The 24664-nt window shown below is 36.0% G+C and carries 23 protein-coding genes and 1 other RNA gene; 14 read left to right on the forward strand and 10 right to left on the reverse strand.

Translation table 11 applies throughout. The features are described from left to right. The first annotated feature begins 12 nt into the window (after window positions 1-12). Window positions 13-1164, forward strand: a complete 1152-nt coding sequence (locus HH_RS08155; protein WP_158295436.1) for an aminotransferase class V-fold PLP-dependent enzyme — start codon at window positions 13-15, stop codon at window positions 1162-1164. Here the strand turns inward: HH_RS08155 and carB are convergent. From carB to HH_RS08185, 6 genes are all read right to left on the reverse strand, one after another. Beyond that, window positions 1161-4514, reverse strand: a complete 3354-nt coding sequence (gene carB / locus HH_RS08160; protein WP_011116527.1) for a carbamoyl-phosphate synthase large subunit — start codon at window positions 4512-4514, stop codon at window positions 1161-1163. The two genes, HH_RS08155 and carB, sit on opposite strands and share 4 nt — an antisense overlap. Before the next feature lie 80 nt (window positions 4515-4594). Then, window positions 4595-4906 carry a hypothetical protein gene (locus HH_RS08165; RefSeq protein WP_034326010.1) on the reverse strand — a complete coding sequence of 104 codons (312 nt, stop codon included), beginning with the start codon at window positions 4904-4906 and terminating at the stop codon, window positions 4595-4597. Further along, window positions 4906-5121: a hypothetical protein gene (locus HH_RS08170; RefSeq protein WP_011116529.1), complete on the reverse strand. Its 216-nt coding sequence runs from the start codon at window positions 5119-5121 to the stop codon at window positions 4906-4908. Before HH_RS08170 ends, HH_RS08165 begins: the two co-directional genes overlap by 1 nt. 8 nt (window positions 5122-5129) lie before the next feature. After that, window positions 5130-5984 (reverse strand): formyltetrahydrofolate deformylase, encoded by an 855-nt coding sequence (purU, locus tag HH_RS08175; protein ID WP_011116530.1) that lies wholly within the window; start codon window positions 5982-5984, stop codon window positions 5130-5132. Next, complete coding sequence (sppA, locus tag HH_RS08180; protein ID WP_011116531.1) at window positions 5981-6865, reverse strand: signal peptide peptidase SppA; 885 nt, start codon at window positions 6863-6865, stop codon at window positions 5981-5983. Before sppA ends, purU begins: the two co-directional genes overlap by 4 nt. 22 nt (window positions 6866-6887) lie before the next feature. After that, window positions 6888-7268 (reverse strand): RidA family protein, encoded by a 381-nt coding sequence (locus HH_RS08185; RefSeq protein WP_011116532.1) that lies wholly within the window; start codon window positions 7266-7268, stop codon window positions 6888-6890. Between the two features lie 69 nt (window positions 7269-7337). Between HH_RS08185 and HH_RS08190 the strand changes: the two genes are divergently transcribed. The 8 genes from HH_RS08190 to dapF all read left to right on the forward strand — a co-directional run bounded on the left by HH_RS08190 (window position 7338) and on the right by dapF (window position 14390). Continuing rightward, window positions 7338-7805, forward strand: a complete 468-nt coding sequence (locus HH_RS08190) for a hypothetical protein (protein WP_011116533.1) — start codon at window positions 7338-7340, stop codon at window positions 7803-7805. A gap of 103 nt (window positions 7806-7908) precedes the next feature. Then, window positions 7909-10476 carry a flagellar hook-associated protein FlgL gene (gene flgL, locus HH_RS08195; RefSeq protein ID WP_011116534.1) on the forward strand — a complete coding sequence of 856 codons (2568 nt, stop codon included), beginning with the start codon at window positions 7909-7911 and terminating at the stop codon, window positions 10474-10476. Beyond that, complete coding sequence (locus tag HH_RS08200; protein WP_011116535.1) at window positions 10473-11231, forward strand: polysaccharide deacetylase family protein; 759 nt, start codon at window positions 10473-10475, stop codon at window positions 11229-11231. Before flgL ends, HH_RS08200 begins: the two co-directional genes overlap by 4 nt. A gap of 47 nt (window positions 11232-11278) precedes the next feature. Next, window positions 11279-11959: a homeostatic response regulator transcription factor HsrA gene (gene hsrA / locus HH_RS08205; protein WP_011116536.1), complete on the forward strand. Its 681-nt coding sequence runs from the start codon at window positions 11279-11281 to the stop codon at window positions 11957-11959. A gap of 48 nt (window positions 11960-12007) precedes the next feature. After that, an RNA gene (gene ffs / locus HH_RS09910) (signal recognition particle sRNA small type) lies at window positions 12008-12105 on the forward strand. Between the two features lie 62 nt (window positions 12106-12167). Beyond that, on the forward strand, window positions 12168-12956 hold the full coding sequence (locus HH_RS08210) for a spermidine synthase (protein ID WP_011116538.1): 789 nt from the start codon (window positions 12168-12170) through the stop codon (window positions 12954-12956). A 2-nt stretch (window positions 12957-12958) separates the two neighbouring features. Next, entirely contained in the window at window positions 12959-13582 is a 624-nt protein-coding gene (gene coaE / locus HH_RS08215; RefSeq protein ID WP_011116539.1) for a dephospho-CoA kinase, read from the forward strand. Between the two features lie 13 nt (window positions 13583-13595). Then, window positions 13596-14390 carry a diaminopimelate epimerase gene (dapF, locus tag HH_RS08220; RefSeq protein ID WP_011116540.1) on the forward strand — a complete coding sequence of 265 codons (795 nt, stop codon included), beginning with the start codon at window positions 13596-13598 and terminating at the stop codon, window positions 14388-14390. Window positions 14391-14398: 8 nt separating this feature from the next. Here dapF and HH_RS08225 read toward each other — a convergent pair whose 3' ends face one another. Both HH_RS08225 and HH_RS08230 read right to left on the reverse strand, forming a co-directional pair. Further along, complete coding sequence (locus HH_RS08225; RefSeq protein WP_011116541.1) at window positions 14399-14650, reverse strand: RNA-binding S4 domain-containing protein; 252 nt, start codon at window positions 14648-14650, stop codon at window positions 14399-14401. After that, window positions 14650-15099, reverse strand: a complete 450-nt coding sequence (locus tag HH_RS08230) for a hypothetical protein (RefSeq protein ID WP_011116542.1) — start codon at window positions 15097-15099, stop codon at window positions 14650-14652. Before HH_RS08230 ends, HH_RS08225 begins: the two co-directional genes overlap by 1 nt. Window positions 15100-15285: 186 nt before the next feature. On the opposite strand from HH_RS08230, the gene flgE reads away from it, so the two are divergent. Continuing rightward, window positions 15286-17442, forward strand: a complete 2157-nt coding sequence (gene flgE, locus HH_RS08235) for a flagellar hook protein FlgE (RefSeq protein WP_011116543.1) — start codon at window positions 15286-15288, stop codon at window positions 17440-17442. Between the two features lie 169 nt (window positions 17443-17611). Then, a complete protein-coding gene (locus tag HH_RS08240; RefSeq protein ID WP_011116544.1) occupies window positions 17612-18538 on the forward strand; it encodes a DUF2860 domain-containing protein in 927 nt (308 codons plus the stop codon). Window positions 18539-18560: 22 nt separating this feature from the next. Here the strand turns inward: HH_RS08240 and HH_RS08245 are convergent, their stop codons facing one another. Continuing rightward, entirely contained in the window at window positions 18561-19073 is a 513-nt protein-coding gene (locus HH_RS08245) for a DUF4149 domain-containing protein (RefSeq protein WP_011116545.1), read from the reverse strand. Between the two features lie 112 nt (window positions 19074-19185). On the opposite strand from HH_RS08245, the gene HH_RS08250 reads away from it, so the two are divergent. Continuing rightward, a complete protein-coding gene (locus HH_RS08250) occupies window positions 19186-20340 on the forward strand; it encodes an FAD-binding protein (protein WP_011116546.1) in 1155 nt (384 codons plus the stop codon). 1 nt (window position 20341) lies between these two features. Next, entirely contained in the window at window positions 20342-21643 is a 1302-nt protein-coding gene (locus HH_RS08255; RefSeq protein ID WP_041309149.1) for a CCA tRNA nucleotidyltransferase, read from the forward strand. A 26-nt stretch (window positions 21644-21669) separates the two neighbouring features. Here the strand turns inward: HH_RS08255 and ciaB are convergent, their stop codons facing one another. Beyond that, a complete protein-coding gene (gene ciaB / locus HH_RS08260; protein ID WP_041309151.1) occupies window positions 21670-23622 on the reverse strand; it encodes an invasion protein CiaB in 1953 nt (650 codons plus the stop codon). Window positions 23623-23703: 81 nt separating this feature from the next. Here ciaB and htpX point away from each other — a divergent pair, with 81 nt between their 5' ends. After that, window positions 23704-24633, forward strand: coding sequence for a zinc metalloprotease HtpX (htpX, locus tag HH_RS08265; RefSeq protein ID WP_011116550.1), 930 nt, complete (start codon window positions 23704-23706; stop codon window positions 24631-24633). Window positions 24634-24664: the final 31 nt, after the last annotated feature.

Raw genomic sequence — 24664 nt, forward strand, 5'->3', positions numbered from 1 at the left:
CTTATGAGAGATATGAATACATTGATTTATCTTGACAATGCCGCTACTTCCTTTCCTAAGCCATTGTGTGTAATTGAGGCAGTGAAAGATTATCTTTGTAATGTGGGGGCTTCTCCTGCTAGGAGTGCGCATTCTCTTTCTATAGAATCTGGGCGGATTCTCTATGAGGCGCGTGTAGGCTTGGCAGAGCTACTTCATCAGCCAAATGAGGAGCGTATCATATTTGGTGCAAATGCTACAACTATGCTTAATAGTGCACTTTATGGTTTGCTTAAAAAAGGCGATAAGGTGCTTACTACGACATTAGAACATAATAGTGTTTTGCGTCCGCTTGAAAACTTAAGGCTAAAATATGGTATTACGCTTGAGTTTATTCAATCTTCACAAACTTGTAAGCTTGATTTATGCGATATTGAATCTAAGCTCAAAGGAGCAAAAGCTTTTGTATGTGTATATGCGAATAATATAACAGGCGCAGTATTACCTATTGAAGAAATTTATAAGCTTTGCATAAAGCATAAAGTGATATTTATCCTTGATGCTTCCCAAGCTGTGGGTTATTTACCCTTAAAGGCTACGAGTGCAGATATTATTTGTGCCTCTTGTCATAAGGGCTTATATGCACCAAGTGCGCTTGGGTTTATGAGTTTAAATCCTCATTTTAATGAGGAACTTTTAGAGAGTTTTATGCAAGGGGGCAGTGGCTCATTGAGTGAGGAAATCACACAACCTTGCATATTACCTGATAAATATGAGAGCGGCACACCTAATATGTGTGCGATTGCTGGGCTTAGAGCTGGGCTTGAATGGATAAAGGAGCAGGATATAGAGCAAATCCATACCCACAAGATGAAATTGCGCCAATATCTCTATGATGGGCTTAAATCAATCCAGCGTGCAAAGATTTATGAGATAGAAAGTAAGTGGTGTGTTGGGAATCTTGCCTTTAATATTGAGGGTATGTATCCCTCAAAAGTAGGATTGAGACTTGATAGGGAATTTGGGATTCTCACACGCGTGGGATTACATTGCTCACCACTTACTCATAAAAGCATAGGAAGCTTTTCTTGTGGAGGAAGCATTCGTTTAAGTGCTGGGGTATTTAATACAACTGAAGAGATCGAGCACACTTTAGAAGCGATTAAAATCATTGCTAGGACTTAGTTTTGTAGATAATCTTGCAAGGCATAAGCTTCATTCATATTGCTATTTTGCATTTCTTTAATGGCTTCAATGGCTACACGCGCTGCTGATAGCGTAGTAAAATAGGGGATAGAGTTTTTAATGATTTGTGTTCGGATAAGATGAGTATCTTCTTTGTGAGAATGATGGTCACTTGTGTTGATAGCGAGGCTGATTTGGTTATTTGTCATACTATCAATGATATTTGGACGCCCCTCACTCACTTTAAGAATATGCGTGGCTTCAATGTTATTTTCACGCAAAATACGATATGTTCCTTCTGTCGCACAAATTGAGAATCCAAGCTCAATAAATCCACGCGCAAGAATAATGCCTTCTTTTTTGTCAATATTTGCAAGCGATAAGAAAATTTCCCCTTGTGTAGGCAGTGTATTTTTGCAAGCTAATTGACTTTTTGCAAAACTCAAGCCAAAACTTTTGCCAATCCCCATAACTTCTCCTGTGCTTTTCATCTCTGGTCCAAGCGAGAGTTCTGCACCCACAAGCTTATTAAATGGAAAAACAGATTCTTTAAGGCAGACATAATGCAGAGCTTTGGGCTTAAAGATATGAGATGTAAAATCAATTTTATTGTATTTATCATAAAAGCATAGAGCTTCATAGAGAATGTCTTGTTGTGCATTTTGAGTAGGTATGCTTGAATTTTGTACAGAATCTGCATTGTGCGATGTATGATATACAAAGTGATTCCACATAACCCTTGTAGCAACTTTTGCCAAAGGGATACCTGTTGCCTTGCTCACAAATGGAACAGTGCGACTTGCGCGCGGATTTACTTCAATAAGATAGAGATTTTCATTATAAATAGCATATTGCACATTCATAAGTCCTACTACACCAAGTTTGAGAGCTATTTTTGCCGTTGTTTGTTCAATCTCATCTATTAATATTTTGCTAATATTAATAGATGGTAGCGAGCTTGCACTATCGCCACTATGAATCCCTGCTTCCTCAATATGTTCCATAATCCCACCAATATACACACTTTTCCCATCACTGATGCAATCTACATCAAGCTCAATAGCGTATTCAAGGAATTTATCAATAAGCACAGGCGAACTATCACTCACTGCAATCACTTCGTCCATATAATTTTTAAGCTCATCATCATCATATACGATGCGCATTGCTCTCCCACCAAGCACATAGCTAGGACGAACCAATACAGGAAAACCAATTTTATGAGCAACCAAATAAGCTTGTTCTTTTTCAAAAGCAATACCATTTTGAGGTTGTTTCAATCCTAAATCATTGACAAATTGTGCAAACTTCTCTCTATCTTCTGCTATATCAATGACTTTTGCGCTTGTGCCAATAATATGGGCATTGATTTTGGTAAGAGAATGTGCAAGTTTGAGCGGTGTTTGTCCTCCTAAATGCACGATAATGCCATCAGGTTTTTCTTTGCTGATTACTGCTCTTACGTGTTCAAAGTCTATAGGTTCAAAATAAAGCACATCACTTGTGTCATAATCTGTACTTACGGTTTCTGGATTGCAATTATACATAATGCTTTGCACATTCAAATCAGCTAAAGCAAAGCTTGAATGCACACAGCAATAATCAAACTCAATGCCTTGTCCAATGCGATTTGGTCCCCCACCAATGATCATTACTTTTTTGCGAGGATTACTTTGATGAGAATCTAATGAGGAGCTGGAGTTATTTATGTATTCAAAATTCCCTATACTTGAGTAAAGATAAGGTGTGAGGCTAGGAAACTCTGCTGCACAAGTATCTACTTCATTATAACGAGGCGTAATTCCCAAATGCTCCCTTGCTTGATATACTTCAGATTCGCTAAGTTCTAAATTTTCATTAACCTTAAGCCAATGAGCAATCATTTTATCGCTAAAGCCATAGCTTTTAATGCGTTTCATAAGGGAATTATCGTTTAGAATCTCTGCACTGATATATTTTTCGGCTACTATAATTTCATAAATTTGATTTAAAAACCATTTATCAATCTTGCATAACTCATATACTTCATCAATGTTCATATCTTTTCTAAAACCTTCTGCAATATAAAGCAGTCGGTTAGCATTAGGGCGGCGAATTTCTTTTTTGATGAGGTCTATATCAGTAGAAATATGATTAAAGCCAAAGATACCTGTTTCAAGGCTACATAATGCTTTTTGTAATGATTCTTTAAATGTCCCACCAATCGCCATAACTTCTCCGATAGATTTCATACTTGTGGTGAGTGTAGAATCTGCTTTTGGAAATTTCTCAAAAGTAAAGCGAGGGATTTTTGTAACGATATAATCAATACTTGGCTCAAAGCTTGCTGGTGTGCCTGTAATGTCATTTTTAATCTCATCAAGTGAGAATCCAACTGCAAGCATTGTAGCGACTTTGGCAATAGGATAACCTGTGGCTTTGCTTGCAAGAGCAGAGGAGCGAGATACACGTGGATTCATTTCAATAACAGTCATTCTGCCATTTTGGGGATTTATAGCAAATTGCACATTGCTTCCACCTGTATCCACACCAATTTCTCGTAAAATTTTAAAGCTTGCATCACGCATTCGTTGATATTCTTTATCTGTAAGCGTAAGGGCTGGAGCAATTGTAATAGAATCTCCTGTATGAACGCCCATAGGGTCAAGATTCTCAATGCTACAAACAATAATGCAGTTATCATTTTTATCACGTATGACTTCCATTTCATACTCTTTCCAACCAAGTAAGGATTCCTCAATTAAAATTTCATTAATCGGGCTTGTCTCTAAACCATTTTTTGCCACTACTTTAAATTCATCAATATTATATGCCACACCGCTTCCACCACCAGCAAGAGTATAGCTTGCACGGATAATTAGAGGGAATCCAATTTCTTTTGCTGCCTCTAGAGCTTCTTTTTCTGTATAAGCATAGCGAGATTTGGGCAAATCCATACCAATTTTTAACATTGCTTCCTTAAAAGCTTGTCTATCTTCACCTTTTTTTATTGCCTCTGGATTTGCTCCTAAAAATGTTATATTTTCTAGCATACCTTTTTCAAACATTTTCATTGCAACATTAAGTGCGGTTTGTCCTCCCATTGTGGGTAATATCGCATCAACTTTTTCTTTAGTGATAATATTTGCAATAATTTCTTCTGTGATAGGCTCTATATAGGTGCGGTCTGCAAAATCAGGGTCAGTCATAATAGTAGCTGGATTAGAATTAATAAGCACTACGCGATAACCAAGATTTTTAAGTGTTTTTACTGCTTGTGTGCCTGAATAGTCAAATTCACAAGCCTGTCCTATAATAATAGGTCCTGAACCAATAAGTAAAATTGTATGAATGTCGGTGCGTTTGGGCATAAAAATCCTTTATTTGCGCTTAAATGCGTGTAATTATATCTAAAAAGTGCTGAATCTATAATCGTATGCAAAAGGCGAGTTTAGAAAAATTTATTAAGAATTTCTAGCCATTTTTGCGGAATCTTGTCTATAAGATAGATCCCAAATTCCCTATAAAGCAAAAAGAAGAGCCAATACCACAAAAGTAAGGAAAGTAGCCACGATATGCTCCACGAGATAAAAGTGGTAAATGTGAAAATGACATTATATAATGTATCAATAATACGTGCGAATCTTGATGGCTTGGGTTTTGTTTTTCTAGGTTTTTTGAAAAGTGCTTTTTTACGTTCTGCAAATAATTGTTTTATTGATTTAGGTGTTTTAGGATTGTGTGAATGTTGAGAAGTAGGCATTAGAGAAGCGCTTGAATGATTTTATAAAGTGCAAATAATGCTAAAAGACGCAAGGGTAGTGCAAGTCGCAGGGTGTAAAAGTATCTTTTAAATGTGGGATTAGTATGTGCTGGAGGTGTTAAACCAAAAAAGAGATAAGTAATCCATTGTAGTGCATAGAAAATCCCAAGAAGCACATCAACCAATACAGAGAAAGTTTCAGGTTGTATCAACATTGTATTCCTTAAAATATGATAGTTTTGTTGCCATAGACAAAGATTCTATCTTCTAGGGCAAGATTGAGAGCGCGAGAGAGAACAACTTTTTCAATATCGCGTCCCGCTTTTTGCATATCCTGCCAAGAATGACTATGGTTAATATGAATAATATCTTGTGTGATAATAGGTCCCTCGTCAAGATTCTCATTGACAAAATGTGCAGTCGCACCGATGAGTTTTACGCCACGTTCATACGCTTGTTTGTATGGGTTTGCTCCAATAAATGCGGGGAGAAAGCTGTGATGAATATTAATAATTTTATTTTCAAAATGTTGTGTAAAATCACTAGTGAGAATCCGCATATATTTGGCGAGCACAAGATAAGCGCTATCAAAATGAGAGATAACTTTTAAAAGCTGTGTTTCGTGAGCTTTACGACTTTGATTTTCTGCTGGGATATAGAAAAAGGGTATATAAAATTTATCTGCAAGTGGCTTTAGAGTTTCATAATTACTAATGATTGCTTGAATATGAGCATTAAGTTCACCACTATCATATTTTAAGAGTAAATCACCAACGCAATGATTTTCTTTTGTGCAAAGAATAATAATATTTTTTTTGCAAACAGGTTGGATTTTAAGGGTGCTATCAGGGGGTAAGATTGTTTGAAGTTTAGTATTGAGGAGATCATCATCTGTCTCACCACATATATGTGTGCGCATAAAAAAACGTTCGTTTTCTCTATCAACATACTCATCATTGCGTTCAATATTGAGTCCAAGATCATAGAGCACTGATGAAATATGATAAATGAGCCCTTTTTTATCAGGTGCGCTAATGAGGATAATACGCTGTGTGTGAGGAGCATTTAAAGTATTCATAAAGATGTTTTGAGTTTAGGTGCACTCAATGAGAGAATCTTTGAGCTTGCCGAATCTAAAAATTTGTCCATATAGACTTCAAATTTATCTTTTTTGAGCCATATAGCCTCTTTTACGCCTGTGTGTTGTTGTAAGGTAGCAACAGCTTCTTGCATAGAACCAACCTTATCGATTAAGCCAAGTTGTAAAGCCTTGTGTGCTGAAAATACCTTGCCTTCTGCAAATTCTCTATAATCTACCACCTTAAGCCTTGAGCCACGAGCTTTAATTACATCTTTTCTAAAAAGCTCATATTGTTCTTGTAAGAGATTTTCAAGAAATAGTTTTTCTTCTTCACTCCATTGTCGCATTGAAGTGCCCACTTCTTTATAAGATCCTGCTTTGATGCCTTGTTCTTTGATACCTATTTTATCAAGCATTTCTTTAATGTTTAATCCATTAAAAATCACACCAATAGAGCCAATAAGTGCGCCACGATTGGCATAAATTTCATTAGCATACATACCTGCATAATAACTGCCGCTTGCCATTGAACCTTGTGTATATGCAATTACAGGCATTTTTTGAGCAAGTGATTTTATCATATCAGCAATTTCAATACTTGCACCTACTGTGCCACCGGGTGAATCAATGATAAGGAGCACACCTTTGATATTTTTATTTTTTGTAATTTTTTCAATTTGAGCTGCAAAACTTTCACTCTCATAAATTGGCGTAGTGAGATAAAGTTTAGCAAGATTTGGAGAAACAGAATCGCTTTTATCAATATCAGGTGCGAGAATGAGAAATGCAATAAACAAAAATACTATTACTTTAAAATATTTATTGATAAAATCAAGTGGAGCTGTAAAAATGCGAGCAATATTTTGCAAATCATTCATTGCGAATCCTTACCTTAAAAGATTAGAGTATAGCTATACATTCAATTTCTACAAGTGCATTTTTTGGAAGACTTTTAACAGCAATTGTGCTTCGTGCAGGTTTGTGTGAGCCAAAATACTTTGCATAGACTTCATTGAGTGCATTGAAGTGATTTATATCGCTTAAAAAAACGCTTGTTTTGATGACTTTTTGCAAACTACTTCCGGCAGATTCTAAAATAGCTTTAAGATTTTCAAGCACCTGTGTGCTTTGAGCAGTTATATCGCCATTCACAAAATCACCTTGTGCATTAAGGGCTATTTGCCCTGAAGTGTAAATAATGCCATTATAAATTTGAGCTTGAGAGTAGGGACCGATGGCTTGTGGAGCTTTTAGGGTGCTAACTGATGAGATTGTTTGCATAAAAATCCTTTAAAGAGTAAAAAATAGGTTATAATTCTATCATTAAAGTCTAAATCATAGGGGGTAAAAATGCGTATAAAGGGTATATTAATAGCTATAACTGCAAGCGTAGCAGTAATGTGGGCAGATAATATGATTCTTGATTTTGAGACAATCTCGCGCATAGAATTAAACCTTAAACCCAATCAAACACTGATGATTGACCATAAAAGAGGTGTATTGCTAGGTATTATGGAAATTAGTCCTAACGGAGCAGTTAAACGATTACCAGTTCCACCCGAATTGCTTGGTAAAAGCGAGGCTGAGGTAATGGGTGAAGCAAAGTCAAATTATGATAAAAAAACAAGTCATTTTGGTGGTTCTCCTACGACATTTTATCACAAAAGCATTAAAGGTAAGGCAAAAATACCAAGTGGTAATGAAAAAGGGGTGGAAGACCTCAAAAAGGGCACAAAGAAACGTGAGGGAAATGTAGAGTGGGATAAGAGCAAAATTATTTACGAACAACAGGAGCAAACTCTTGATATTTTACGCTAAATTTTTAAAGAAGAAACAAGATTTTGCAAAAAAGGTATTATTTTTGCTTAAAATGCCGATGTAGAGAGATGATTAATATACAAATCAAAGTAAGGAATAACTAATGAGGGTTACATTTGGCACAAAATATAACCAAATGAATTATTATCAAGGCACGATGCAAAGTAAGCTTATGGATATGAATACTAAAATTGCTTCTGGCTTAAAGATTCAATATGGCTACCAAGATAGTAGTGTATTTAACCAGAATCTAAAACTTGAATATGAAAAAATCAATCTTGACCAAGGTATTGATGTGGGAAATGATGCTTATACTTCTACGCTTAATACCGATAAAGCACTTTCAGAACTTTCTCAAACTGCCGAGCAATTCAATACGAAACTTATTCAAGCTGCAAATGATATACACTCCCCAACTTCTCGCGAAGCCATTGCTAGAGATTTAGAAAAGCTCAAAGAGCATATGATTAATATTGCTAATACTTCTATTGGTGGTGAATTTCTTTTTGCTGGAAGTAATGTGAAGATTCGTCCTTTTGACCCTGATGGCACATATAAAGGTAATAATGAAACACTAGAGGCATTGGTAAGCAATAATAATCCCATACCTTATAATATTACAGGAGAAGAGTTATTTTTTGGGCGAGATTCTGACCATCATAAAAGTATCACAACTAATATTCGCAAATTTAACCAAACTAAGCTTAATAACGACATTATGGATAGAATCAAACGTGGTGATATTCCAGAAGAAGTGTATATTAAAGTTGGAGATACCTTACGGGATTTGCTTGGAGACAATGACGATGATACGAGCAACAATGGCAAAGAATACTTCTATTTGCGTGGTGTTCGTCCAGATGGCACAAGTTTTAAGAGTAAGTTTGATTTTGATGTGGGTTACAAAAATGTTAAAAATGCTACAAAAGTGCAAGATTTGCTTGATAAAATTGGTAAAGAGTTTGGCAATACAAGTAAAAATAAAGTAGTTGATGTGAATTTAAATTTTTGGGGAGAAATTGAAATTAAAAACTTGCAGCCCGGGAATGCAAACTTAGATTTTCATCTTATCTCAAGTGATGCAGATGTAGAGAATCTTGATGATTTACCAGCACTTGGAGCGAGGGTTACAAGTTATCAAAAAAGTCCTTTTATGGGACAATTTTCTCAAAGTCATATTAAAGCCATCAAAGATAATTATGACCATCGCGATTTGAAATTTCCCTCTACATTTCTTACAAAAGACAATTTTCCAGCTACCCTTAGGACAAAGATTAAAGATGTGATTGCCGAAGATGTTAAAACACTTGTGATTGGAGGAACGCGTCCAAATCACGATGATGGAACAATTAATGAAGAGCCTATTGAGGCATTAAATATTAATGTTGATGATGATTTAGAAGTGCAAGATTTGCTTGAAATGATTAAAAAACATTTTGGTGGTAAGATTGAAGGTGAGATTATACGCGGAGAGATTGTATTACGAGATATGAATGTAACTCATAAAGATAAGGATATGATGGATTTACCATTTAATGGACCAAGTGGTTTTAGTCTTTCACTTACTACACTTAATGATATGGGAGTGGAGACAAAAGGTATAAGGCGTGATTATCGCACTGAATATGATCAAGTAAGTTTTGATAATCAAGGTTCTAAACTTATTTCTAATGTATCACAGATACTTGCAAATGGTATGGGTTATGCAAATGATGAAACAAAACTTTCTGAAGTGGCAGGAGGTAGTCTTGATGGGCAAACTTATCATTTAGTTCTTGATGATCATAATGGGATACCTGTAAATGCAAGGATTGAATTAAGCAATAAGGGTTCATATTTAGTGTTGCCAAATGCAGACTTTAATATAAATGACCCAAAATCTCAACAAGAATTTTTTATTCCGTTGTATAATCCGCACGATGAGCCACCAGCGGTTAGCGTTACCAAAGCCGATGATGTTACTTATCGTCAGATTCTTGACACAATCGGCATTGCACTTAATTATAGTAATCAGCCTATGGAGCACTACCTTGCCTTGCAAACACAAAATGGCTTGCCAACTCAAGCAGGAAAAAGTGCTTATGAGGCACTTTTAAAACAAACAAAGGGCAATGTGAGCGTATATTTGAGTTATGATGGACGTATTGAAATTAGTGATGAAATGCGCTCTGTTTCACGTATGAAATTTATGATGTATAATGCTTCAAGCAGCGATTTTAGTGAACAAAGTATCCACAATCATCGTGCTTCACTTACTTTCAATGCTAATAACGCTCTTGTAATTGACCAGCCAGATGTAGATTTTTTCCGCTCACTTGATGGTATTATTGAAGCAGTCCGAGCAGGAGTATATCGTCCTGATGCTTATGGGGAAGAATACACAAGTGAAATGCGTAATAAGGGAATCCAAAATGGTATTGAGCTTTTTGGGCATTTGAGCGATCATATTGAGAAAATGATAGCATTAAATGGAGCACATAGTCGCAGTTTTGAGAATACAATTAGACGTAATGAAGTGTTACGTGTGCAAATAGAATCTATTAAGAGTGATGTAATTGGCACAGATATTGCTCAAACTTATAATCATTTTTCCAATCTTACTACAAATTATAATGCAGTGCTCGCTTCAACAAGCAGAATTAATCAAATGTCGTTGGTAAATTATCTATGATATGTATTCCTATACTCCGATATACTCATATTCGTGATATGCAAGATTCTCATAGCGTATCTTTGGGGACTTTTGAAAAACAAATTCAGTATTTGCATAAAAAGTCTTTTAGTTTTTTAAGCCTTGATGATATTATTGCTTTTAAAAAAGATAATAGCCTTATTCCGCGCAGATGTGTGTTACTAAGCTTTGATGGAGCGTGGCGTGATGTGTATCAAAACGCTTATGAGATTATGAAGCATTATTGGGTAAAAGCTGGACTATTTGTGGTAACAGAATGGGTTGATGAGGCTTCAAAGCTAACAAGTGAATATGTTTCTTTGCCTCACGAACAATGTAAAAATGCCATATTAAACAACGCACGCAGTGTGATGTGTAATTGGGAAGAAATCCGCACAATGCAAGATGTCTTTAGCATAGGGTCAATGACGCACACTTATCAATTTTCAAATATTATTTCACTTTCGTGGCACGAGGATTTTGAATTATCAAAGAGATTGATTCAAGAGCAACTTGGTGTGCAGACAAAGCATCTTGCGTGGCCTGATGGGAATTATAATCAAGGATTACTTCGCACAGCAAAGAGTATGGGCTATGAGGCATTTTATACAATGGAGGAAGGCTTAAACCAAGCTACAGAAAATAATGATGCACTTAAACGTTATAGCGCCAAAGATAGTCTTTTTTGGTTAAAAAGGGTGTTATTTGCCACTTCAAATACAAGAAATTTTAGAATTGGCAAAATATTTTTATAATCTGTGCTATAATTCAAGCTAAATTTAAGTATTGAGAGGAAGAGAAAATGAGAATCTTAGTCATAGAAGATGATCCTACCTTATGTAAAAATATTGCAGAAATGCTTAATGAGCGTAGTTATCAGACTGATATCGCAGAGAATCTTAAGGATGGTGAATATTTTATTAGCATTAGAAATTACGATTTAGTGTTGGCTGATTGGGATTTGTCCGATGGTTGCGGGATTGATATAATTGCACAGGTAAAAGAAAAATCTCCCCGAACACCAGTCATTATAATATCTGCTCAAACTTCAGCAGAGAATGAAATACGCGCATTTAAAGAGGGTGCAGATGATTTTGTGTCTAAGCCTTTTAGCCTTGAAGTGCTTTTGATTAGAATCCAAGCGCGATTGCGTTTTTGGGGTTCAAGTGTAATTGAGATTGAAGATTTAGTGATTAATCCCGATGAAGAAAAAATTACTTATAGAGGGCAAGAAATTGAGGTTAAGGGTAAACCTTTTGAGGTGCTTACGCATCTTGCGCGTCATCGTGACCAAATTGTTTCAAAGGAACAGCTTCTTGATGCAATTTGGGAAGAACCGGAGCTTGTAACACCTAATGTCATTGAAGTGGCAATAAATCAAATTCGTCAAAAAATGGATAAACCTCTCAATATTGGCACAATTGAAACGGTTCGTCGTAGAGGCTATCGTTTTTGTTATCCTAAAAAACCAAGTGAGGGTTGATTTATTTCAATCACTTTTAAGTCCTCAAACGATATAATCTCCTGCTTCCTTATAGACTTATGCAATAGGTTTGTGAGACAACGCTTCAGGGTGGGAACACAGCAGAGCATCTCATAAATTTGTGTGCCATAAGCACCTGTAAGGGAGTTAGATTTACTTCATAGATTCTTTTAGATTTTTTGAGCATAGATAAATATAAGGTTTTAATATGTGGATTACTCGGGAACTTACATCAAACTTCAGACAAGAATATATTGTTGATACTAAAATTTTAGACGCGCGTAGCACCCATACCATAGAAATTTTTAAAAGTGTTGATTTTGAAGAAGTGGCGATGATTGATAAAAAGCACCTTTTATTAAAAAAATATATTTTTATAGAATCTGAATTGCTCGCTCATATTCCGCTTTGTTCTATACCTGCTCCAAAGAATGCCCTACTTTTTAATAGTTTTAATATTGAAATTGCTTATGAATGTTTCAAACACAATGTAAAAGTAGATTGTGTGCAAGCAGACAAGAAGAGTTTAGATTCTCTTGTGAGTTTTTTGCCGCATTTTCAGCAAACGATAACGCATAATGATTTTGCGCTTTTTACTCAAGCTATGGATTTGGATATTAAAAAATATGATGTCATTATTGCAGATTCTTTATTAGATAAACATCAGATTGATGGTTTATCACGTATGCTTACAAATGAGGGTATACTTATAGTGCGAAGTCATCACCCACTCCTTGAAGAGGAAGTATTTATGCAAAAGATAAGAGAATATGCACCATTTTTTAAGATTATTATGCCTTTTTTTCCTTATTTGAGCATTTTAGGCGATAAAAGCTATATTTTTGCTTCTAAACATTTCCATCCTTGTGCAGATATGCTGCTCCAAAAAATAGATTTGCTACCTCATTTGCACTATTACAATGCTAAGATTCACGAAAATGCTTTTACCTTGCCAAATTTTATATTTGAGAAAATACAGGATATTGCAAAGTTCTAATTATGGATAAGCAACTAAGATATGCAATTGCCCTCACTGGTTCAATAGGGAGCGGCAAAAGCACATTTGTAAGTTTACTCTCGCTTTATGGATACCAAAGTATTTGTGCAGATTCCATAGCACATAAAGTGCTTGAAGAACATAGTGCGGAGGTAATTGCATATTTTGGTAATGAGATTTTGCAAAGTGATAATACAATTAATCGCAAAGTGCTTGGCAATATTATTTTTGCTTCATCATCTAAACGTGAGGAGTTACAAGCTATACTTCATCCACATATCCAAAAGGCAATTCTTACTCAAGCACAGCAGCTTGAAGAAAAGAAAGTATGGTATTTTATAGATATTCCTTTATTTTTTGAAGTTGGGGGTAAGGAAGCCTATCCTGTGGCTCGCTCACTTGTCATCTATACGCCTAAAGCAAAAGCGATTGAGCGCATTATGAAACGAAATAATTTTACTTTTGAAGAAGCCAAAGCGCGTATAGATGCACAGATGCCCATTGAGAATAAATGTCGTTTAGCTGATGATATAATTAATAATGAGGGTGATTTGCGCACTTTGCAACATAATGCAGAAACTTATATACAATCTTTACCTTGTGTAGATTGTGTGCAAAGTTCTTAAAATGGAGGATTGTATGCGTTTTGTAAAATATAGTAGCAATGGCAATGATTTTCTTATTTTCACTACTCATACCTATGATGATGGCTCTCGCACTGCTTTAGCAAAAAGTGTTTGTGAGCGACATAATGGCATTGGTGCTGATGGTATGGTGGCAGTTATTCCTGCTATAAATAAAGATTATGCCTATGAATGGGAATTCTATAATGCTGATGGCTCTGTTGCAAAAATGTGTGGTAATGCAAGTCGGAGTGTAGGGCATTATGCGTATGTAGAGGGTATTGCTCAAAAACGACACTTTTTTTTAAGTAAAGTTGGACTTATTGGCATTACACTAGATGATAACGACATTTCTTTAGTACAGAGTGATTTAGGTGAGTGTGCTTTATTGCAAGAAGATATTATAGAATCTAATCCTTATGGTGTGAAATCGTGGAACTTGCTAGATTCTGGTGTGCCACATTTGGTGGGATTTGTTTCACAAGAGAATGCTTTGCCTACACAAAAAGATAGATTGCTTGAAGATTTAAGACATAAATATAACGCAAATGTAAGTCTTGGCTTTATAGGAGAGGGTGCGATAAGTTATAGCACCTATGAACGCGGTGTTGAGGATATTACTCAAGCGTGTGGCACAGGTGCGATTGCAGTATTTGCTTTAGCTTTAAAACTTGGGTTATGTGAGAAATCTGCTATTCTTATTCCCCCAAGTAAGGAACTTTTGCACTTATATATGAATGAAGATTCTCATATTTTATTTAAAGGTAAAGTAAAACGTATTGCTACTTGTGAATGGCTTTTAGAATCTTAAAGTGTAATTTACTCAAAAATTTCTTTAAAATACTCATTGCTTTGTGATTTGGGTATTGTCTTTGTCGTAGGAATTGCAAGGACTTTATAAATTTTGGTATATTCAAGATATCGCAGGTGTATAATATCGCCTATGCGCACCTCTTTGCTTGGTTTTGCTATGATATTATTGATTGTTATCACACCATTTTCACACATATCTTGCGCCAATTTGCGCCGTTTAAGGATATTAACACTGCTTAGAAACTTATCAATGCGCATTATCGTCTCCTTTGGATTGTATGTTGGTTGATTTTATAAATACGCGAGGGTGTTTTTTGACTAAAACCTCGCTTATCTAATACAATTACATCACATTTTTCCCGTGCCCATATTTCATTAAAATCTTCCTTGGTGGGATTTGCAGAGGTGGAATAAAGAGTTTTAAACTCCTTAAGAAAGTATGAATGTAGCCCTTCACGCACAAGCCTTAGAGCTTTTTTATTTGGATAGATAAAAGTTGCATATTTGGCTTTACGAATCCTATTTTTATGTTTTTTTGGCACGCGAACAAGTGTTTTGAGAGTATGAAGAGAGCTAGATTCTATAAGGAGAGGCTGTTCTTTAGGGCGTGATTTGCAAAGATTAAGAATCTCCGCATTATGGCTTAAAAATCCCGTAGTTGTATCACATTGGGCAAGATAAATAAGCGAATGTAAGTTTTCTTTCATACTCTACCTTTATTAGATGCTATAAATAGGCACAATACTAGCATAAAATATTTTTTAAAGCAAAGTGAAATTAGTCTGAAAAAAACAAAATTTTTAGTATTTATACATAAAATTTATCAAAATTGGAATATCTATTGCTTGTAAGTGCGTTATAAATATCGTAGATTCTATCAGAAAGGATGTAATATGTTAAGGTCTTTATGGTCAGGGGTTAGTGGTATGCAGGCGCACCAAATTGCGCTTGATGTGGAAAGTAACAATATTGCTAATGTCAATACCGTTGGTTTTAAATACTCAAGAGCATCTTTTGTGGATATGCTTTCACAAATTAAGCTTATTGCAACTTCGCCTTATAAGAATGGATTAGGAGGGCAAAATGATTTTTCGGTAGGACTAGGTGTTGGGATTGATGCGACAACAAAAGTATTTTCACAGGGAAACACACAAAATACAGATGTAAAAACAGATGTTGCCATTGAGGGCGATGGTTTTTTTATTATTTCTCCTGATAGAGGCACAACACATAATTATACTCGTAATGGCGAATTTCTTTTTGATGCGAATGGGAATCTTGTAACCACAGGTGGGTATGTTGTGCAAGGTTGGGTGCGTCCGCCATTAGAAGCAGCAGAATCTGGCACAATGAGTGATTTTGATTTTTTTAGGGTAGATAATACGGGACCTGTGCGCAATATTCAAATTGACCCCGGTATGGTTATGCCAGCGCGCGCAACCAAAACTATTACTTTACGCGCTAATTTGAATGCAGGAAGACATATTGACCAAATGCAAGATGTTGCAGCTTTAGATTCTACGGCACAAACAGCAGCAGATGGCGTAGTGGCTATCTACGATTCGCGTGGAGTGCTTACACAAGTAGGTGAGGATTTGGGTGTGTTATTTAATGATGATGGTGATGCATTTGCTTTAAATGAAAATCAAGGTATTTGGTTAAGTTATAAAACAGCTGCTATTCGCCACGAAACCGTTGTAACAAATGAAGTGAGCACAATAGGTATCAATGGTGAAAAAGTCAGCTTTTCAAATAACTCTGCGATTACGGGTGTAAGCTCAATCGTAGCCGCACAAAATGCTATTAATTCATTGCGTGATAAAACAGGTGTAAATGCTTATGTAGATGCAGGACAGCTAAGAATTGAGAATCGCAATCAAATGGACGGCGGGGAAAAGGTAAAAAATATTCGTATTACTTCTGGTGGCACAGGCGTGTTGCAAAATTTTGTTCAAGGCGAAGAAGATATTACTGCTTTTAGATACCGCTATACTAAATCTGAAGATGCAGATTCTACCACCGGGCAATTTAGAACAACAGAAGACTTGCGCGCCCTCATACAATATGATGCGAATATGATTAAAAATCCTGAAAAAACTTATTATGAAAGCACAGCTACGGTAGGAGTAACAATTAATCGTTGGGGTATGTTTGAGATTGCTAATCACGATGATGCCGATGATGAACAACGTAATCTTAGTTTATATGTTACAAGCCATTTTTCCGATAATGTAACAAATAATGTGCTTTTTAAAGAAACAATGAAAGCTTTAAATACAGCTTCTTTGATTGAAGGTGGTGCAGCAGTAAATACGGGCAAAATTGTCAAAGCCACACACGCTACAAGTGTAGATATTGTTGATAGTTTGGGAAGTAAGCATAATGTTCGCTTTGAGTTTTGGAAAACAGGTGATGCAGTATGGAGTTTCCGTGCGATTGTGCCTGAACCTGCACAATTTATTGGAGGTTCTATCACTAAGCCAAATGTTTTTGAAGGTGGAAGAGCAAGTTTTAATAGTGATGGTTCGCTTTCAGGTATGAATCCACCTGTTTTACAATTTGACCCAAAAAATGGTTCAAAAGGACCACAAAGATTGGAACTTAAATTTGGAGCAAACGAAACTTTTGGTGGGCTAACGAGCGTAGATAAGATTTCAGAAACTTATTCAATTAACCAAAATGGCTACCAAGCAGGGGATTTAATGGATATTCGCTTTGACTCCAATGGTTCTTTGCTTGGTGCATTTAGTAATGGACGCTCCATTGCCCTTGCTCAAGTGGCACTTGCAAACTTTGCAAATAATGCCGGTTTGCAAGCAGAGGGAGGAAATGTATATTCCCAAACAGGAAACTCTGGGGAACCAATGGTGGGCGCAGCAAATACAGGGCGCAGAGGCGGTGTGTCTGGTTCAAAACTTGAGATGAGTAATGTGGATTTAAGTCGCTCTTTGACACAGCTTATTGTTGTGCAAAGAGGATTCCAAGCAAACTCAAAAGCAGTAACAACTTCAGACCAGATTCTTAATACTTTACTTAATCTCAAACAATAATTGAGGTTAATTGAGTAGGCTTAGAAATAACCTACTCAATCTTTTTAACATTTTTGTAACATTTCTTCCCCTACTTAGCTTTTAACACTTTCTTGTTTTATATTTTTCTTGTGTTTTTTTTTTTTTTGATAGTATGCCTGGCTGTTTTATCAAATAGGAGGGATACTTTATGCATAAAAAAGTTTTTTTCTTAGGAATTTGTTTAACTATTTGCTTTTCTCAAGAAAATACAAAAAATGGCTTTCATGGCACAATCATACTTGGAGCTGGAGTGAGAATCATCAATAGTCATTTATTTCCCCAACCAAAGGATTATTTAAGTAGCCTTCAAGCTAAACCAAACAATTATTATCAGCCTATCCCTCTAATCGGCTTAGATGTTTCTTATAATGGTATTTGGGGAGAAGATAAGATTTTTTTAAAAGGCTTTAGTGGCAGAGAGTTAGGAGGATTAAAGCTTGGATATAGCACTTTGATAAAAAAAAGACTTAAAAGCGAATTTGCGCTTATTAGCTCTATATATGAAAGAGCCTATGCTAATCCTTATATTGAAGGAGCACGTAAAGAAAGGCATCTAAGTAAAATTGGTTTTGGTATCACACAATCTTATATGTTCTCTCCCTATCATTACTTATTTGTGAATTATGTGTTGCAACATCACGATTATAAAGGCGAAAGCATACCTTATCCATCTCTTAGGCGCAATAAATTTTTGCATCAAGGTGAAATTGGTTATTCATTGTATATTGTTAAAATTTTAGCGCATTATGATTATATAGTTGCAGATGGTGAGGCAGAGAGTTATTCAAATATTGGTGGCAAAATAGATATTAACATTCCTTTGATGAAAGGAACACTTGTTTTCAAACCGAGTTTTGGATATTTTGAGTATGAAACTCTAGCAATCAATCCTATTTTTAACAAACTTAGAACTGGTTTTGTGGCTCAAGCAAGTTTTACAATGTATAAACTCAACTTTTTTCATCCTCGTGTTTTATTTTTTGCAAGTTATAAAAAAGAAAAGCGCAAAAACAATATCAGCTTTTATAATGAGGATTTTCAATACATAATGAGTGGGTTAGGCTATAATTTTTGATAAAAGCTAAAAAATTAAGATTCTAGGCTTTAGTATTAAAAGTGGCAGGAGTGCTGCCGATGAATCCTCTCCAAAGTGCCGATACACTTAAACCTACCAATAGAATCTTAAATACCAGCTCACTTTGCTTGTGCATAGAATCAAATTCGGGTGTGGCAATATTACCAAGCGCTTGAGCTTCCATAATATAAGGTGTATAATACAGTGTGAAGAGAAAAATCATAATTACATTAATACCACCAATAAGCGCCCAAAAACGCCTTTGATTGCTAAAGTTAAAGAGTTGCGCACTCCAAAATGTAAGCAATTCATACACAATAATCACGCCTGCAAGTATATTAAAAAACACATTGCTTTTGAGGAAAATTTTTCCCATAAGTAAGCCACTATCGCTTATAGAAAGCTGTGGAAGAAACTCTCCAGCTTTAAAAATTGTCGCTGCAGCAAAAACACAAGCTATAATACAGCCTACACCTGCGCCAAGTAAAAGAATATAAAGCGCATCAAGCACACGAAAAGTTTTAAAAAGATTCATCATAGCTCCTTATATTTTATTTATAAGATTGTATTTAAAGATTCTTAATTAAGCCCCATATTACAAAAATCAGCTAAAATCGCACCTTGATTTATTAAATATAAGGGCAAAAATGAGTGTGGATTTAGGAGAGTATGATATAGCTATCATCGGGCTAGGTGTGGCAGGGAGTAATCTTGCTGCACTTTTAAACCTTCATCTTAAAGTTATCGCAGTTGATAAAAAAGACATACAAGGGCATTGCAATGATGAGCATTTTCATAAGCCTTGCGGTGGGCTACTCTCTCAAGGTGCACAAAAGGCTTTTGCGATGCAGGGTTTAAATCTCCCAAATACACTTTTAGCAAATCCGCAAATTTTTGCGATTAATACTATTGATTGGCATTATCCCTATGCTTCATATATTCAAAAAGCTTATATTAATATGGAGCGACATCGCTTTGATTTATGGCTAAAATCGCTTATTCCTCCTCATATTCATACTTTTCATAAGGCATACTTTAAACGCATAGAGCAAAAGCAAGGATTTTATACCATTTATTTCACACAAGAGCAAGATTCTCAACATATATCTTATCATTGCAATGCGCGACTTGTCATAGGTGCAGATGGTGCAAAAAGTCATATTCGCCGCTGGCTTTATCCACAGCTTAAAATACCCTCGCTTGTATGTATCCAAGAGTGGTTTAAAGAATCTACTAATTCAATGCTTTCTTGTATATTTGATAAAGAGCTAAGTCCAAGTTATAGCTGGAGTATGTCTAAAGATGAGTATTTTATTTTTGGCGGAGCATATCCTCATAAGCAATGCAAAAGGGCATTTGCTACACAAAAAGAGCGGTTAAAAAACTTAGGATTTATTTTTGGACAACCCTTTAAGCGTGAAGCCTGTCTTGTGCTTACTCCTACGAGGTGGCGTGATTTTGTGCAAGGACATAGCGGTGTATTTCTTGTTGGCGAGGCGGCAGGATTTATTAATGCAAGCACTCTGGAGGGTATTAGTGGAGCGATGAATAGCTCAAGGATTCTAAGTGAGATTCTCAACAATGAAGAATTTAATGCTCTCTCCCGCAACAAAGATATAGCATTGTGGTATAAGTTGCTTCATCGCACTTATACAAAACGCACAAGATTCCTTGTATGCAAAACACTTTTGAGGCATTATGTGCGTTATCCTTTTATGTTTATTCCATTGTTTAGACGTTTTATTTTACGATTTGGCATATTGCGTGTGCGATGTGGGCTTAAGAATAAGCATATTGTCTAAGATGAAAACACATATTTTTACGCCTACTCTCCCAAAAGAGGTTTTATATATCCTTGAAAGTTTGCAGAGTGCAGGATATGAGGCTTATATTGTGGGCGGTTGTGTGCGAGATATGCTTCTTGCTCAAAACTCCCATATACCTTATGTTATAAATGATTATGATATTACGACTTCCGCCCTGCCACAAGAAGTGATGAAGCTTTTTGCACACACAATTCACACAGGGTTAAAATATGGCACTATAAGCGTTTTGATAGAATCTCAAAGTTATGAGGTTACAACCTTTCGTATTGATGGCTCATATATAAATGCGCGTTCCCCCAAAAATGTTACTTTCACGCGCTCCCTTGCACAGGATTTACAAAGAAGAGATTTTACAATTAATGCTCTTGCTTATGCGCCTTGTAGTGGGCTTATTGATGAGGTGGGAGGTTTAGCAGATTTGCAACACAAGCGTATTGTGTGTGTAGGTGATGCGTTTGCTCGTTTGAATGAAGATATTTTGAGGATTCTACGCGCTTTGCGCTTTAGTTCTACACTTGGTTTTGAGATAGATTTTCATACAAAAGAAGCGATTTTTTCACTTTCCTCTAAAGTGTGTCTTATCGCCAAAGAGCGTATAAGAGTGGAATTTACAAAGCTTTTGTGTGGAGCGTGGGTAAAGGTAGTGCTTGATGAGTTTAGATTTGTGATAAGTGAAATTCTCTCACAAATGCGTGAAATAATTGCAAATAATACTTTATGGCAACATACACTTTCTATACTAGACAATCTTACTCCTCGTAGCCACACTCTAGCGTGGGTAGCGTTTTTGTATCACACAGATGAATTAAAAGCACGAGATATTTTGCAATCGCTTAAATTTGACACATATAACAAGGACTATATTTGCTCCCTGCTTGTCTATGTTAAAAAGCCTTTAAACAATAATCTCACCACGCTTAAGACGATGCTTGTAGATATGGGAGGGCGCAAAAAAGGTGAAGCAATGTTTAAAGATATGCTTAAACTCAAGGTTGCGGTAATAAATGCGCAAGATACAGCGGATAAAGCGCAAAAACTTCAAATGCTAGATTCTATCCATTCTCTTTTAGAGTGTGTTCTTGCTTCCTCTGTGCCTTTAGAATTAAAAGAATTATGTCTTAATGGCAGAGATTTAATCTATATCGGAGTGCCAAAGGGTAAGAGAATAGGGGAGATTCTCCATTTTTTACATCAAGAAGTGTTGCACGAGCGAGTGAGCAATACAAAAGAAGCATTATTATCAAAAGCACAAGCGTTTTTACAAACCAAAAAAGAGTGAGATTTAATACATACATTTAAGATTCTTTATAGAATCTCCCCACCAATAAGCTTATATCGCTCCCAATAATGCTCTGAAAAAGCTTTTACTTGCGCATTTGTAGGATAATAGCCATCTGTTTGCACAAAATCTTTAAGCCATTCCTTTGCAGGGGATTTTTGTAGATAATGTTTTGCAAGTGAAATATAAGTGCGTTGATACCATTGCATTAATGCTTTGTATCGTGATGTATCAATTTGTAACTTAGGGCTTAGAGATTGATTGAATCTAAGCACACCGCTTTCAAACATACCGCTTAAGTGGATTAATCCCTCACAATAATATGCACGCACCTCAATGCTCTCTCGCCACGCCATAAGTTTTATTGCACGAGTGATTGTGTCATTAAGCAAACAAGTGAGGATATGCTCTTTACCGCCAAGTTGTGCTTCATAGAGTGCTATATCTTTGTGTGTTTGTTGTGCATTATTAATTTTGCTCTCATAATGCAGAAAATATGCTACAAGCCCACCACAAGTGGCTTTAAACTCCTCAATATTTTTAAACTCCCCATCAATATTCATACATCTCTCGCTCTCTCCCTCAATCCACAAAATATGTCCAAATTCGTGCCCATTTGTGCTTATATCGTAAATATAATGCCATAAAGATTCATTATCAAATAACACATCACGCATATCTTGCAAAAATGCAGCAGGGAAAAACTCTGCATTTATTTTCATTTGCGGTTTGGCTCTTTCTTGTGCAATGATTCTATCAGGGAATGCAAAAATTTTCTTACCCTTTAAATGTGAGATATGCTCATCATTTGGCACAACTTGGGCAGAGAATAAGCCATTATTTTCAGCACCATAGATGAGCACAGGAAGCGCATTATAAAGTTTAGTTTGCTCTAATGCACCTCGCACACTAGCTTTTAACATCTCGCTTGCATTTAATTCCTCACTCATCATTTCAAACATTGCATTTATATTTGCCTTTGTATGTGAGGGCAGCATATTTTGAGGACTTTGCAGGCGCAAATCCCATTCAGGTGCGACACTATGACGATAAATATCCTCGTAATATTCAAAAGGGTGCGCTATTTGTAAAGGCGTATCAATATCTAGCCATTTTGAATCCACCTCTTGCCACCGCTCTATGAGATAAGCACTCTCACATTCAGCCCACGCAGCATAAAGTGCTTTAAAATACGCAATATAAGCTTCTTTGCGATTGTATATTTCATCTTTTAAACCATTTAGACGCTCAATGCTTAATTGCAAAGATTCAAGTATGTGTTTTACTTCTTTAGGAAAGGCTTTGTTATAGGCACAAGAGGTAAAAGAGTGGGTATGAGGCAAAAATTGTGGCACAGAATAGCACCGCCCAGCTATTTTTCCTTCTTTATCGCGCTCCAAAGTCGGCTCAAGCAAAGCAAGAGCTTCCTCAAAGCGATATGAATGTTCTAAATCACGATTGATTCCATCAATAAGATGTTTTTGCCACACCTTAAAAAACCCATTCATCGCCTTACCTATACGATGTGTGCTATCCAAAACTTCTCGGTAAAATGCGCTTAAAAACTTTTCTTTATGGATAGATTCTATAAACTCGCTTTGAATTTTCTCATAATAATTCATTACAAAATCAAGTAGCATCGTCCTGCAAGCGTCTATATGCTTTTCTTGCATTTCCAAAGAGGGTGCAGATTTAGATGTATGTTGAGATGTGGGCTGGTTTTTTAGAATCTGCACGATTTTTTCCTCACGCAAACTAATGATACGCTCTGCTAAAGCCATAAGAGTAGGTGTTGTGGGTTTGAGTGAGCATTGTTTGGCAAGTGTGCAAAGGATTTGATATTTTTCTTGTATTGCGGGTGAGTGAGGCTTATCGTGTGATTTTATCGCTTCAAAAAATTCATATAAATGCGCATTTATATCCTTGCTCATTGCATATATGTGGGTTAAATTCTGTGTAAAATGTGCTTTTTTAGACATATCTTTCCTTTTTCAAAAATTTGCAAAACTTTGCCATAATATCACTTATTAAATAGTAAGTTAAATATTAAGGAGGAGAGAATGAACTCCCATTTTGAACGAATTATTGCTCAAAATAAGCTTAAAACTTATGCGGTTTTGGCTATATATATCATCATTTTTATACTTATTGGTTTGCTTGCAGATATTATTCGCATTGACGCTCCTAGCTTACAAGAGGGGTTTATAATGCTTCTTAGTTTTTATGAATTTCCTCTTATTACCTTTGGAATGGCAGTGGTGGCAGTGGGCATTATTCTTTTTAGCGTGCAGCGTTTCTCACGCATTATGCTAAGTGGCAATGAATATAAACGCATTAATCCTAATAATGTGCTCTCTCGTCAAGAATCTCGCCTGTATGGTGTATTTCAAGATTTACTTAGAAGTGCAAATTGTTCTTTTGAACCCGCACTTTATATTATGGAAGCCCCTTATATGAATGCTTTTGCGAGTGGGTGGAATGAAAAAAATTCTATGATTGCTGTTACTTCAGCGTTGTTAGAGCGATTAGATGAGAGTGAGCTAAAAGCGGTAGTAGCGCACGAGTTAAGCCATATTCGGCACGGAGATGTGCGATTAACGATGTGTGTAGGGATTTTAAGCAACATTATGCTTTTAGGTGTGAATATTTTTGCCTTTTATTTTAGCTCTGCTCAATCTCAAGGAGCAAGGGCAGCACGAAGTATTTTGCTCATTTTACAATTTGTCCTCCCACTTCTTACACTTGTGCTAAGCCTTTTTATCTCTCGTAATCGTGAATATATGGCGGATTCTGGAGCAGCATATTTAATGAAAGAAAGTGAGCCAATGGTTCGGGCATTACAAAAAATTAGCCAAGATTATGCGCAAAATAATTATCAAGAGCCAAATCCCACACGAGCAAATGCCTATCTTTTCGGCATAGGTGAGATTCTAAGCACACATCCAAGCATACAAAATCGTATAAAAGCATTACTTGGACAACATTTTTAAGCAATGGATAAAATCGCACGAATAAGGTGAG

Source organism: Helicobacter hepaticus ATCC 51449 (assembly GCF_000007905.1).
GTDB classification, from domain to species: Bacteria; Campylobacterota; Campylobacteria; order Campylobacterales; family Helicobacteraceae; genus Helicobacter_C; species Helicobacter_C hepaticus.